Origin of the sequence: Paenarthrobacter sp. NPDC089714, assembly GCF_044748905.1 — a bacterium.
In the GTDB taxonomy this organism is placed as follows: domain Bacteria; phylum Actinomycetota; class Actinomycetes; order Actinomycetales; family Micrococcaceae; genus Arthrobacter.
The window spans coordinates 413,794-426,517 of record NZ_JBIVGX010000001.1 but is presented as its reverse complement, the minus strand read 5'-3'; the positions used below and the strand labels follow the sequence as shown (position 1 = coordinate 426,517).

The 12,724-nt window shown below is 65.5% G+C and carries 13 protein-coding genes; 7 read left to right on the top strand and 6 right to left on the bottom strand.

The annotated features are described in order from the left end of the window. Positions 1-76 precede the first annotated feature (76 nt). The 3 genes from rsgA to ACIPY3_RS01935 form a co-directional block, all read right to left on the bottom strand. A complete protein-coding gene (gene rsgA, locus ACIPY3_RS01945) occupies positions 77-1,237 on the bottom strand; it encodes a ribosome small subunit-dependent GTPase A (protein ID WP_400329373.1) in 1,161 nt (386 codons plus the stop codon). A 210-nt stretch (positions 1,238-1,447) separates the two neighbouring features. After that, a complete protein-coding gene (locus tag ACIPY3_RS01940; RefSeq protein WP_400329370.1) occupies positions 1,448-1,912 on the bottom strand; it encodes an NUDIX hydrolase in 465 nt (154 codons plus the stop codon). A gap of 29 nt (positions 1,913-1,941) precedes the next feature. Beyond that, entirely contained in the window at positions 1,942-3,738 is a 1,797-nt protein-coding gene (locus ACIPY3_RS01935; protein ID WP_400329367.1) for a beta-galactosidase family protein, read from the bottom strand. A gap of 49 nt (positions 3,739-3,787) precedes the next feature. Between ACIPY3_RS01935 and ACIPY3_RS01930 the strand changes: the two genes are divergently transcribed. Beyond that, positions 3,788-4,804, top strand: a complete 1,017-nt coding sequence (locus tag ACIPY3_RS01930) for a pirin family protein (protein WP_400329364.1) — start codon at positions 3,788-3,790, stop codon at positions 4,802-4,804. Between the two features lie 37 nt (positions 4,805-4,841). Here ACIPY3_RS01930 and ACIPY3_RS01925 read toward each other — a convergent pair whose 3' ends face one another. Then, positions 4,842-5,786: an N-acetylglucosamine kinase gene (locus ACIPY3_RS01925; RefSeq protein WP_400329362.1), complete on the bottom strand. Its 945-nt coding sequence runs from the start codon at positions 5,784-5,786 to the stop codon at positions 4,842-4,844. A 39-nt stretch (positions 5,787-5,825) separates the two neighbouring features. Between ACIPY3_RS01925 and ACIPY3_RS01920 the strand changes: the two genes are divergently transcribed. Further along, on the top strand, positions 5,826-6,851 hold the full coding sequence (locus tag ACIPY3_RS01920; RefSeq protein ID WP_400329361.1) for a nitronate monooxygenase: 1,026 nt from the start codon (positions 5,826-5,828) through the stop codon (positions 6,849-6,851). Here the strand turns inward: ACIPY3_RS01920 and ACIPY3_RS01915 are convergent. Continuing rightward, positions 6,826-7,800 carry a LysR substrate-binding domain-containing protein gene (locus tag ACIPY3_RS01915; RefSeq protein ID WP_400330590.1) on the bottom strand — a complete coding sequence of 325 codons (975 nt, stop codon included), beginning with the start codon at positions 7,798-7,800 and terminating at the stop codon, positions 6,826-6,828. The genes ACIPY3_RS01920 and ACIPY3_RS01915 overlap by 26 nt on opposite strands. 92 nt (positions 7,801-7,892) lie before the next feature. On the opposite strand from ACIPY3_RS01915, the gene ACIPY3_RS01910 reads away from it, so the two are divergent. From ACIPY3_RS01910 to ACIPY3_RS01900, 3 genes are read left to right on the top strand one after another with little or no spacing between them, the layout of a single operon-like run. Beyond that, the gene (locus ACIPY3_RS01910; protein ID WP_400329359.1) at positions 7,893-9,119 is read left to right on the top strand and encodes an MFS transporter; all 1,227 of its coding nucleotides are present in this window, start codon (positions 7,893-7,895) and stop codon (positions 9,117-9,119) included. 31 nt (positions 9,120-9,150) lie between these two features. Further along, entirely contained in the window at positions 9,151-9,789 is a 639-nt protein-coding gene (locus ACIPY3_RS01905; RefSeq protein WP_400329356.1) for a TMEM175 family protein, read from the top strand. A 52-nt stretch (positions 9,790-9,841) separates the two neighbouring features. Continuing rightward, on the top strand, positions 9,842-10,348 hold the full coding sequence (locus tag ACIPY3_RS01900) for an Lrp/AsnC family transcriptional regulator (RefSeq protein ID WP_387434933.1): 507 nt from the start codon (positions 9,842-9,844) through the stop codon (positions 10,346-10,348). Between the two features lie 12 nt (positions 10,349-10,360). Here the strand turns inward: ACIPY3_RS01900 and ACIPY3_RS01895 are convergent, their stop codons facing one another. Beyond that, positions 10,361-11,593, bottom strand: a complete 1,233-nt coding sequence (locus ACIPY3_RS01895) for an MFS transporter (protein WP_400329353.1) — start codon at positions 11,591-11,593, stop codon at positions 10,361-10,363. Between the two features lie 152 nt (positions 11,594-11,745). Between ACIPY3_RS01895 and ACIPY3_RS01890 the strand changes: the two genes are divergently transcribed. Then, on the top strand, positions 11,746-12,279 hold the full coding sequence (locus ACIPY3_RS01890) for an Lrp/AsnC family transcriptional regulator (RefSeq protein WP_400329350.1): 534 nt from the start codon (positions 11,746-11,748) through the stop codon (positions 12,277-12,279). Between the two features lie 10 nt (positions 12,280-12,289). Further along, a complete protein-coding gene (locus ACIPY3_RS01885) occupies positions 12,290-12,715 on the top strand; it encodes a DUF1761 domain-containing protein (protein WP_400329347.1) in 426 nt (141 codons plus the stop codon). Positions 12,716-12,724 lie beyond the last annotated feature (9 nt).

Sequence of the window (12,724 nt, the reverse complement as noted above, 5' to 3'; positions counted from 1 at the left end):
CCGATCTTCACCCAGCGTAGCCAGCGAGCCAAGCGATGTCAGCGACGCCACGTATTCCGTAATGAATCGGCAATGTTCACCGTTTTCGGCGTTTAGCGGTCTTCCCGGCCCTCTCCTCGGCTTTATCGTGGCGGTATCTTTCCGCCGCGCGTTGTCCTCGTTCGGCGGAAACCACCTTCTGGTGCCACTCCCGCTGGTACGCACGACGCGCCGCAGCATCGTGTTTCCGGTTCAGTGCCGCGAGCTCCCGCTGGAGCTTGAGATAGCTGGCCCACCGGCGCTGGTCCAACGATTCGTTGGCCAAGGCTTCCAGCACCGCACACCCCGGCTCAGCCTGGTGGGAGCAGTCGGAGAACCGGCATTGCCCGAAGAGCTCCTCCAGGTCGCCGAACATTTCGTCCATGCCGTCGTCCGCGTCGAAAAGGCCGAAGCCACGGACGCCCGGCGTGTCCATCAGGACTGCGCCGCCCGGCAACGGAACGAGCTCACGGGACGTGGTGGTGTGCCTGCCCTTGCCGTCGCCCGACCGCACGGCGCCGGTTTCCTGGACTCCGTGACCCACCAGGGCGTTGATCAGGGTGGACTTGCCCGCGCCGGAGGGCCCAAGCAGCACGAGGGTTGCCCCCTGCGGGATGTGGCGGAGGAGCTCATCCAGCCCGTCGCCGTGTTCGGCGGACGTCGTGACCACTTCCACTCCGGCCGCTTGGTGGATGACCTCACCCACAACATCGTCCGCCAGGTCTGCGAGGTCTGCTTTAGTGATGACCACCAGGGGTGTGGCGCCGGAATCCCAGGCAGCGACCAAGGTCCGTTCCAGGCGGTTGTGGGTCAGCGGCCGGTCCATGGGAACAACCACCGCCACGATGTCGATGTTGGCGCCCAGGATCTGCTCCTCCGACGATGCTTCGAAGGCGCGCTTGCGGCTGAGCGCCGAATGGCGGGGCAACACCTCGACGACGGCCGGCTCACCGGTGGCGTTGTTCCCCAACCAGACCCAGTCGCCCGTGGCCGGGATGAGGCCCCGGCGGGGGTACGGCAAGTGAAGCAAGCCGTGCCCTGATGCGACCAGGACCCGGTTTCTATCCAGGCGAACGATGCGTCCGGGCCAGCTATCCCCTGGATTCGAGGAGGGATTGGCCGCGAACAACTCCGCGGTTTTGGCGGTGAAACCGTACTCCATGGGGAGCTGGTTGGTGTCAGGAAAAACAGCGTCGCTTGAAAAAGCGTGAATATTCAATGTGGAATGCCTCTGCTGAGGCCCGGTCGCCTGGCTAGGCGCAGGCTGATGCCGGGACGGGAGTGGTGGAGTGACGGTGCGCCGCTGCAGTATGCGGGGCGCGCAGGACTATGGCAGTCATCAAATCCACCTCCTCGGCATCAAGGCCGGCAATCGATCGGCCGGCAACGATCTCCAGCGTACTCAGGCCCGCCGGATATGGCTACCTTTTCAGGACTGCTGCGCCGTCAGCTTTCCATCCAGCGGGCGTTCCCGCTCGAGGCGAAGGGCCACATCCACCAGCGAAACCCGGTTGAGCTTGCCCACATCCTCAAGGGGGATCCAGGCAGCGTGCGTGGTACTGCCGTCCACCTCGTGCGTCAACTCCCCGCCGGTGATGGAGGCTTCGTAAACCAGCCGGAGCGCCTGGAAATCACGGACGGTTCCGTCCGGCCGGGCTTCCCTGGGCCAATGTCCCACGTCGATGCCGAGCATCCGGTCTATCTGCGCCTCGTACCCGGTTTCCTCAAAGACCTCCCGCCGGCAGCCGTCTACGGGATGCTCGGCCAGGTCCAGCCCTCCACCCGGAAGGGTCCATCCTTCTTTGTCGCCCTGCTTCCAGTACGCCAGGAGGATCTTGCCGTCCTGAATAATGACGGCGTAGGCGGCAGGGCGGGTGTCGAAGTCCAGGCTCATCCAGCCAGCATAGTTGCGGCCGCGCCGGCCTACGTAAGATCGGCCGCGCCGATGGGACCGGCCTGTTCCGGTCCGAGGTCCGGCTTCTCCCGAAGTTCGACGACGGCACCCGGATCGCCGAGTTCCAGCACCCGGATGCTGTTGCGTCCCGCCCTCAACAAGGGCGCCGGGGCGTAGAGGGTCACCTGCGGTCCCTTGTTCCAGTACCTGCCCAGGAGAAAGCCATTGAGCCAGAGGAAGCCTTTGGTGGATTCCGGGAGCACAAAATAGGTGTCTGCGGGTTCCGGGGCAGTGAACTCTGCTTCGGGGAGGTCCGCAAGATCCTTCTCCGTCCATTCGCCCAGGGCAACCGGCGTTTGGGTCCAGTGGAAGGTGTAGCGCTGGTTGATGAGCACGCCACCCAGGATGCCCTTGCCCTGCCCCGTGAAGGGCCCATAGTTGATGCGGCCCAGGTTCTCCACGAGGATTTCCAGTTTGGCCGGGATGCCAGTTCCGGTGAGGGTCAGCCCTTGGGCCGCGGTTTGGTCATCCAGGACCCCCGCGTAGGCTCCGTTCACCCAGATGTACGCACGGTCGTGGAGGCCCATGATCTTGAGGCGGCTCTCCGTGGGAGCATCAGCGCGTCCCGGAAGGATGGCCTCGGCCGCATAGAGAACCATGCCGCCGTCGAGCCCCAACTGCTCAAAGGTGAGGGGCTTGACGCTGGCGATCGGAGCGCTGGCCGCCCTGACGACCTCCAGCAGTTCCGTGCCCGGGCTGAGCGGCAGCGACTGCGCCGGGAGGACAGGAGCCGACGTGAGCAGCCCAGCGGGAAGTTCGGGCAGGTCTTCGATGCCCTGTGCGCGGTAGAACTCCCTGCGGAGGGCGTGGAACTTGGGTGTCAGCTCGCCGTTTTCGGCGATGGGGGCATCGGAGTCGTAGCTCGTAACCGTCGGCTGGAGCGTGGTGCCATCGTGGTTGCTGCCGGATCCCAAACCGAAGTTGGTTCCACCGTGGGCCATATACACGCACAAGGACCCACCGGCGTCGAGCATTTTCCGGGCTTCGGCGGCAGCATCGGCGGCATCGCGGCGGTGGTGGTGTTCGCCCCAGTGATCAAACCAGCCGCCCCAGAATTCAACGTTGAAGAACGGTTCATCCGGCCGGCGCCGCTTCCACGTTTCAATGGCTTCGTCGCCGCGGCTCCCCAGCGTCGCCGTAGCCCACGTACCGTCAACCGAACCGCCATCAAGGAAATAGTCTGTTCCGCCGTCGGCCGTAAAGAGCAGTTCAGTGATCCCGCCATCCTCGAGCACCCGGCGGTTCCATCGGATGTACTCGTGGTCGTCGCCGTAGCTGCCGTATTCGTTCTCGATCTGGACTGCCACCACGGGTCCGCCTGCAGAGGCCTGGCGGGAGGCGATGATGGGCAGCAGGTGGCCGAACCATTCCTCTATGGCCCCGGTAAACGCAGGGTCCAGGCAGCGCAGGCCGATACCCGGTATGCCCGTGAGCCATGCGGGGAAGCCACCGTTGTCCCACTCGGCGCAGATGTACGGCCCGGGCCGGACGATGACCTCCAGGCCTTCCTCGGCGGCAGTGTCAATGAAGCGTCCCAGGTCCCGCCAACCGGTGAAGTCCGGAGCTTGTCCGCGCGTAGGCTGGTGGAAGTTCCACGCCACGTAGGTGTCCACCGTATTGGCGCCCATCGCCTTGAGCCGACGCAGCCGGTCACGCCAGAGATCCGGATGCACGCGGAAGTAGTGGATGGCTCCAGCGAGGATGCGGTACGGTTCACCCGAACGGTGGAGGACGGCGTCGCGGTAGCTCAGAAGGGCGTTGTTCACACGGAACAGATTAGCTCAATTTCCAACATTTATGCACAGGTGATGACACATGACCAATCTGGATACTGCTCCCGCGGAGCAGGTCTGCCCCGCCGCCCCTGAAGGCCAGGGGCCGTGCGTCCAGTTATGGCCTGCGCGTGAGGTTCCCCTGGGCGGCGTTCGCGCCATGAACGTCTACCGCACCTTGCCCCAGCGGGGCCTGCCCACCGTGGGCGCGTGGTGTTTCCTGGACAGCTTCGGCCCGGACAGGGTTGCCATGAGCGTGCTCCCCCACCCGCACTGCGGGCTGCAGACGGTCACGTGGCCACTGGAAGGAGCCGTCCGGCACCGCGACAGCGTGGGAAGCGACGTGGTGGTCCAACCGGGGGAACTCAACATCATGACGGCCGGGCACGGCATCTCCCATTCGGAGTTCTCCGTCCTGCCGGAATCCGACGGTTCGCCGGAGGACATCCCGGTCTCCCGTGGACTGCAGTTGTGGGTTGCGCTGCCCGACGCACACCGGCACCGCGAACCCACTTTCGAACAGCACCGCGAACTCCCGGTTGCCGTCGGTGAGGGCTACACCGCCACAGTCATGGTGGGCGAGTTCGCCGGCCAGCGCTCCCCTGCCACTATGTTCAGCCCGATCGTCGGCGCGGACATCACCGGCACCGGAACGCTTGGGCTCCCGCTGCGCCCCGACTTTGAACATGCCGTCCTTGTGTTGGACGGGCAGCTGGTCATCGACGGAGAGTCCGTTGCGCCCGGCCCGCTCGCTTACCTCGGTGCGGGGAGGGATTCGTTGACGGTCGACGCGGCCCCGGACACGCGGTTCATGCTCCTGGGTGGAGAACCGTTCGGCGAGGACCTGCTGATGTGGTGGAACTTCGTGGGACGCACCCACGAGGAAGTGGAACGGGCGCGCGAGGAGTGGGAAGCCGAGGGATTGCTCGACGACGATGCTGCCGCCACCTCCCGCTTCGGCCTGGTCGGCGGCCATGGACCGGACGCGGGAGCCGAGGCCGGCCGCATACCGGCGCCGCCGCTTCCGGGGGTCAAGCTACGCCCGCGGACCCGCGGCTGAGCTGATCCGCGGCTGACGCGCCGCGCCACCGCCTTGGTCAGGCGCGCTGTTCCGCCACGAGCCGGGGAACGCCGAAAACCGGGTCCTGCTGCAGGATCCGCACGTCGGCTATCCCCGCCTCGGCGAGCCTTTCCCTGAAAGTTTCCTGAAGCCGGACCACGTTCATGCCCAGGCCACTGCCGAGGATCACGGGTCCGTCGATGCCCAACTGCCGCACGGCCTGGGTGGCGAGATCGGCAAGGTCCCGGCCCGCCTGGTTCACCAAGGCCACGGACGTCTCGTCCCCGGAGTCCGCGGCTTCCACTACCAGGCGTGCTTGCTGCGCCCAGAATCGGCGGCCGGTCTCCGGGGAATGGAACAGGGCGATGAGCTTGCCGGGTTCATCCACTCCGCACGATTCCAACAAGGCCCGGCTGAGCACGTCAGGTCCAAGGCCCTGGTTCATGCGGCGGAGGCTGTGGCGGACAGCCTCGCGGCCCAACCAGTAACCGCTGCCTTCGTCGCCCAACAGGTACCCCCACCCACCGGCGCGGGCTTCCTCCCCGGCCTCGTTCCTGCCCCAGGCGGCCGAACCCGTCCCCGCAATGACCGCGACGCCCGTGCTTGCACCACCGGCTGCCAGGAGCAGCCTGGAATCGTGCACCACGGTGATGCGGGCGCCCGGTACGTGGGGGGCAATCAGGTCTGCGAGCGCCTGCGCGTCCTCGTCGGTGTCAATGCCGCCGGAGCCGGCGTACACCTCGGCAACATTGCCGCCGCCGATCTTGGCGAACAGTTCGGCAAGGTTGGCTTTGGCCTGTTCCCGGGTGACGTTCTGGACGTTGGAACTTCCGGCGCTCTCGTCACGAACAGGCGTTCCGTCCTCGAAACGCACGCCACGCGTTTTGGTGCCGCCGATGTCCAGGCCGATCACGGTTCCGGCCAAGGGTGCCACGGCTTCGGGCGACGACGGGGAATGCTTGTCCGAGTCAAGATTGTTCACCGTGAAAGACTAACTTGGAGCGTCCGGAGGAGAAACCGCATGTCCCTGTTCCATACCCCGTTCATCGCCGCACCCATGGCCGGTGGCACCTCCAGTGTTGCGTTGGTGAAGGCAGTCCAGGATGGCGGGGGCTTGGGCTTCCTTGCTGCGGGATACAAGAGCGTCGAGTCCATGACGGCGGAAATCGCCGCCGCCCGCGGTGCGGGCCTGCGTTTCGGCATGAACGTTTTTGTCCCGGATCCTGCCCAGCTCCCGCCCGGGGCTGAGGCGAGGGCACGGCTTGAGGACTATCGTGCCGCTCTTGAGGCCGACGCCGCCCGCTATGGTGTGGCCATACCGCCCCTCCGCCTGGATGACGACGACGCATGGCAGGGAAAGATCGACGCCCTCCTGGCAGATCCTGTCGAATTCGTCAGTTTCGCCTTCGGACTTCCGGGCACGGCAGTGGTCAAAGCTTTGCAAAAAGCCGGAACAACGGTGATTTCCAGTATCACGAGTGTTGACGAAGCCTTGGCGGCGGCGGAAGAAGGGCCGGACGCCATCGCGGTTCAGCATCACACCGCCGGCGGACACACAGCGGCTTTCCTCACCAGCGGTGGACCCCGGGCTGAAAGCACGACGGCGGGGCTGCTCGCCCAGGTGCGTGCCGCCGTCGGGCTTCCGCTGATTGCGGCAGGCGCGATCAGTGACGGCGCCGTGCTGCGCGACGTCCTGGCGGCCGGGGCCGACGCCGCCCAGGTGGGTACGGCCTTGGTCCGCACCGAGGAGAGCGGGGCCAGGCAGGTACACAAGGACGCATTGGGCGATCCGGGCTTCACGGAAACAGCCATGACCAGGGCGTTTACCGGACGCTGGGCCCGCTCGTTGGTGAACGATTTTGTCCGTGATCACCACGATGCCCCCGAGGGCTACCCTGCCATCCACCATTTGACGGCACCCATCCGGGCCGCTGCGTCCGCCGCGGCCGATCCACACCGGGTCAATCTGTGGGCGGGTGCGGGCTGGCGGTCGGCGCGTACCGGGTCGGCTTCCTCCGTGGTCAAGGAGTTCCTGAGCGGGCTCTGACCAGTTCGGCCAACAGTTCCCCGCCCCGGTTAACCACCAGTTCCCTGAAACGCCGCACCGCCTCCGGTTCGAAACTCCGTTCCCGCCAGGCCAAACCGATCTGCCGGAAGGCCAGATCGGATTCGATAGGCACCTCCACCAGCCCCAGTTCCGCCTCCGGGAGGAACTGCCCCGTGCCATGGCCGGGTCCGGCAGGGGGCAGGATGCTGTATCCCAAACCGGCCGAAACCAGGCCGCGGACGGTGGTGGACTCCTGCACTTCGAAGGCGATCCGTGGCCGGTAGCCGGCCTCCCGAAGCAGTGCCTCGCCGAGTGCCCGCAGGCCCACGCCCTCGGGAAGCGTGACGTAGGGTTCATGGCGAAGCTGGGAAAGGTGCAGGCTCGTCCGTCCGGCCAGGGGGTGCCGGTAGTGGAGCACCACCCGCAACGGCTCGCGGTAAAGGGCGAAGGAGCGGATGCCTTTGCCTTCCGGAGCGATGGGCGCGGTGAGCGCGAAGTCGGCGTCGCCTCTTGCCAGTTCCTGGAGGCAGTCGTCCCGCGGGCCTTGCCGCAGCTCAAAAACGGCGTTCGGGTGCTGCGCCCGGAACGCGCTGATGAGCAGCGGCAACGTGGCTTCGCCGAACGTGTGCTGGAACGAGACCCCTATTTTGCCGCGCACCACATCCGATTCGTGCCTGACCCTGTCCAGGCCGGCTTGGAAGTCCTCCAGCGCGGCTTCGATGTAAGGCAGGAGCGTCTTGGCTGCGGGCGTCAGCCGGATTCCCCTGCCGTCGCGGACCAGCAGGTCCATCCCAACAATCGCGCTGGCCCGGGCAACGGCACGGCTCACCGTGGATTGCGGAACGCCAAGGAGTTCGGCGGTCTCCGTCATATGTTCGGTACGCCCCAACTCGGCCAAGACAGGCAGCAGCGGCAGCAACTGGATCAGTTGCTGGTGGTCCGGCTCCATGGTTCCCTCCACCATCATTGATGCAATAGTGCATGAGTTATCAGCAAATCATGCATTGGAATACGCAGTTGCGCCAAGCCTAGTCTGGCCGGGTGACGAATACAGCAGCAGCTTCGCCCCACACCTGGGACGGACACGCGAAAGGATCCAGCGGCTATCGCCGGGTCCTTGCCGCCTTGGCCTTGGCCGGAGTGGCTACGTTTGCCCAGCTCTACTCCACCCAGGCAGTCCTCCCCCTCATGGCGGCAGACCTGCATATCTCGGCCGCCGATGCTGCCCTCAGCATTTCCCTGGCCACCATCGGCCTCGCGGTCACCGTGCTGCCCTGGTCCTTCGTCGCGGACCGGATTGGTCGGGTCCGGGCCATGGCCTTCGGGATCGGGGCCGCTACCGTCCTGGGCCTGCTGGTTCCGCTGGCACCCACCGTTCCTGTACTGCTGGGCTTGCGGGCCCTGGAAGGCATGGCACTTGGCGGTATTCCGGCCATTGCCATCGCCTACCTCAATGAGGAAGTCACCAAAATCCACACCGCGCTGGCTGCAGGCAGCTACGTGGCCGGCACGACTTTGGGCGGGCTCGCGGGACGCCTCGTGGCCGGCCCTGTTGGCGAGGCGTGGGGATGGCGGGCCGCCGCGCTGGCCGTTTCGGTACTCGCCACAGTGTCCGCCATCCTGTTCCTGGTCCTTGTCCCCAAGCAACGCCGTTTCCGGCCGGCCCCGGTCCAAGGCTTCCAAGGCGCCCTGCGGACCCTTCGCGGCCATGCCCTCAATCCGCGGCTCTTCTCCCTTTACCTGCAGGCGTTCCTGCTCATGGGAGGATTCGTGGCCGTGTACAACTACCTCGGCTTCAGGCTCCACGCCGAACCGTTCGGCCTGCCCGCCACCTTGGTGAGCCTGATCTTCCTGGCGTACCTGTCCGGGACAGTGAGCTCGCGCTGGGCGGCCGGACTGACCACCCGCTTTGGACGACGGAACGTCCTCCTCGCCGGAATAGCCATCATGTCCGCGGGCCTCGCGTTCACCCTGCTCGAAAACCTCGCTGCCACGCTGGCGGGCCTGGTGGTCTTCACCGGCGGATTCTTCGCGGCGCACAGTGTCGGATCGGGGTGGACGGGTGCCATCGCCACCACGGGACGGGCCCAGGCGGCTTCGCTCTACAACCTGTCCTACTACCTGGGTTCCAGCGTGATCGGCTGGGCCGGTGGACTGGCTTTCCAGGCCTTCGGCTGGCCCGCGTTGGCGCTCGGCGTCATCGCCTTGGGACTGACGACGGCGGCCGTCACCGCTGCGATCCACGGCGGGTCCCGCGCAACAGGCTGACAACAGCCGTACAACACCTACAATCGGAGGCATGGCACAGGTCACCAGACCCCGGGAACTGTCCTCACCCGAACGGCTGCAGGCATTCACGGATGCCGTGGTGGCCATCGCCCTGACGCTGCTGATCCTGCCGCTCATGGAAAGCGTCGGCGAGCTCGCGGACCACGAGGGCACCACGGCCCAGTGGTTCGAGGAAGAGCGCTACCCCTTGCTGGGCTTCGCCCTGAGCTTCCTCCTCATCGCCGTGTTTTGGGTACACCACCACAAGCTTTTCCGGGGTGTCCAGCGCGTCGATTCAGGGTTGCTCTGGCTGACGGTGGGGTGGATGTTCACCATTGTGTGGCTGCCCGTTGCCACGGCATTGACTACCCAGATGCGCGATGACTGGGCCCAACCCCTCGTTTACATCGGCACGCTGCTGGCGGCAAGCATCATGTTGCTGGCTGCCCGCGTGTATCTGCGCCGCCATCCCGAGCTTCACACTTTCGACGAGACCGAGGCCATTTCCGGAGTTCTGGGAGGGGCCATCGTGGCCGCCCTCTTCCTCCTTGCACTGGTCATTGCGCTCATGGCACCGGACCTTGGGATGCTCCCCTTGATACTGATGGTTTTCAGCGAGCCGCTGCAGCGGCTCGGCAACAAACGGCTCCGAAAGGCAAAGGCCGCCTAGATCGCAGGGAATTCACCGTTATGATGGTGAAACCGCTATTCCAGGAGGATCCGTGAGCACCACCCCGAAGAATGTTCGATCTGCATCGGGCAACGCAGAGCCACTGGATGCCATCGACGAACGGATCCTCGCAGCACTGGTAGACGACGCCCGCATCTCCAACAAACAACTCGCCGAACTGGTGGGCATTGCCCCCTCCACGGCCCTGATGCGCACCAGGGCACTCTCCGAACGAGGCATCATTGAAGGCTTCGAAGCCGTGCTGAGCCTGCCCGCGATCGGCCGCTCCGTACAGGCCCTGATCGCCGTCCGCCTGCGCGCCCACGACCGCGACCAGATCGACCGTTTCACGGCCCGCGTCCCCAAGCTGCCGGCCGTGATTTCCACCTTCCACACCACGGGTTCCGTCGACTATCTGCTGCACATCGCCGTCGCGAATACGGACGACCTCCGGAACTGGCTCCTGGACAACCTCGCCACGGATCCAGTGGTGGGCCACACGGAAACCACTATGGTGTTCCAGCACATCCCTGGTAATCGGGGACCGCTTCCCGAGTAGGAACGGAACCGCTCAAGCGCGGGCAGCCCGCAAGGCGACTCCAGCGAGCGCCAGCGCTGCCATTCCGCACAAGACGGTGAAACCCACGACGGCGGACTGGAGCCCCACCGCCGCAACGGCAAGACCCAGCCCCATCACCGGGACGGCGCTTCCAAGGTACGTGATGACGTAGACCGTGCTGATGACCTGCGCATGGCGGGCCGCTTCCACTTTCCCGGCCACCTCGTTGAAGACCTGGCGGAAGGCCACACCTTGGCCGGCTCCCGCAGTGATACTGGCAACGACCAGCAGTGCCGGGCTGGACCACATAGCGGCAGCACCCACCAGGACCACTGATACGCCGAGGACGGCCAAGGCAACGGGGACCTGGTATTTTCCGCGGGTGCCCAACAGTTGGCTCAAGGCTGAAGCCCCCAACGTCACGCCCGCAAGAAGCCCGATCAGTGGCCGGGAATCAGCATGGACCACGGACGCGAAGTAACCAGGTGCCAACGAAAGGCAGAACCCGAAGACCGCGAAGCTCAGGAAGCCCACGGCAGAGGCCATCCAGAAGGCACCCCGCGCGCTCCGTGACACAGCCGGACGCCGCGGGGCGAGCACCTTGAACGCCGGCTTCCCTGGAGCCGGCGCAATGGCGGGCCGGGCCTTCAGGAGCCACAACGGCACCAGCGCAGCCAGCAGCACTCCGGAGTGGACATAGTACGGGGTACGCGTAGGGTCCGGCAGGAGCGAGAGCAGGCCTCCGATCACAGGACCAGCGGCGACACCACCGGCGGAAGACAACAGCGTGAAGCGCGAAGCCCAGTCCGGCCTGTGCGGCAACAGCTCACGCAGCGCCGCCGAACTTGCACCCGTAGCCAAGCCCACGGCCACGCCTTGGAGGGCACGGCCGGCGGACAGCATCAGGAGGCTGTCGGCAGCGGCAAAGATGGCCCCGCCGGCCAGGCCAACCAGGACAGCCAGGACCAAGGCGGCCCGCCGGCCAATGTGGTCCGACCAGTGGCCGGCCAGGATCAGGACGGCCACCAACGCGACGACGTAACTGGAAAAGGCCACAGTGACGTCCAGGGAAGACAAACCCAGCCGGGCTTGCAGCAAGGGATACAACGGCGTTGCGAGGTTGGCACCAACCAGCAACGCGAAGATCACCACGCCCGCGAGGACCAACCGCGCAGTCGTACTGGCATCCCATCCCCATCGCCCGGCGGTGGCCGGACGCATGCGGAGTTCACTCAAGACAGTCATTTCCGTGCCTTCGATCAAGTGCCGTGCCAGCGTGTCCTTGTGGGATGGTTGGCATGGGTGAGTATTGGTGGCAACAGAATGGCCTACAACTGAGCGCAACGCAGTGAATTCATGGCAGGATTGAGCGAAATACTCAAACATGTTCCCTCAGAATGAGTCGGAGTGACCATTTGAACAGCCTTGACCCCTTGGACTTGAAAATCCTGCTGGAACTCATCAAGGACCCGCGCGTCCAGATCGCCGAGCTCAGTGAGTCCTTGGGCATTGCCCGGAACACCGCGCAAAGCCGGGTGAAGCGACTGCTGCGTTCAGGGGTCCTGCAGGCTGCCGGCCGCGAGGTCGACCTGGAGAAGGTGGGCTATGACGTGGTGGCCTTCGTGACCATCGAGGTCACCCACCGGGAGCTCGACGGCGTCATCGGCGCCCTCCGCCTGATCCCGCAGGTCCTGGAAGTGCACGAGATCTCCGGCCGCGGCGATCTCTGGTGCCGCGTCGTGGCAACGGATACGCACAACCTCCAGTCAGCCCTCCGCTCGGTGCTCAGGACCAAAGGCGTGATCAGGACCGAGACAGTGCTCGCGCTCCACACCCACATCCCGTACCGCACCGAGCCACTGATCGGGCGCATGGCGGCCACGCCAACACGCGCTCGGCAGGAGCACTCCAACCCCGTTCCAGGGTCCTAGGATTTTTAGTATGGATTGGCTTTCACACATCTCACAGATCAACTGGCTGGCCGTGCTGCTGGCATTCGTTTCCAGCATGGTTGTGGGGTTCGTCTGGTACATGCCATCCGTCCTGGGCAAACGATGGATGCAGGCCATCGGCAAGACAGAAGAAGACCTCAAGAACATTGACGGCGGCGTGGGCATCTGGGTCCCCATGATGCTTGCCTCGGCCCTGACCTGCGTCCTCCTCGCCGTGCTGATCAGCGCACTGGACCTGAACACTTTCTGGGCTGGCGCCTTCTTCGGCATCATCATTGCCTTGGTATTCCGCGCCGGCGGCCACGTGATCCACAACGGCTTCGCCGGCAGGCCCACGGCAGTCACAGTGATCGACTCGGGCCACGACGTGGTGGCACTCGCAATCGCGGGCGCCATCATCGGAGCCATACAGTAACCTTCTGCC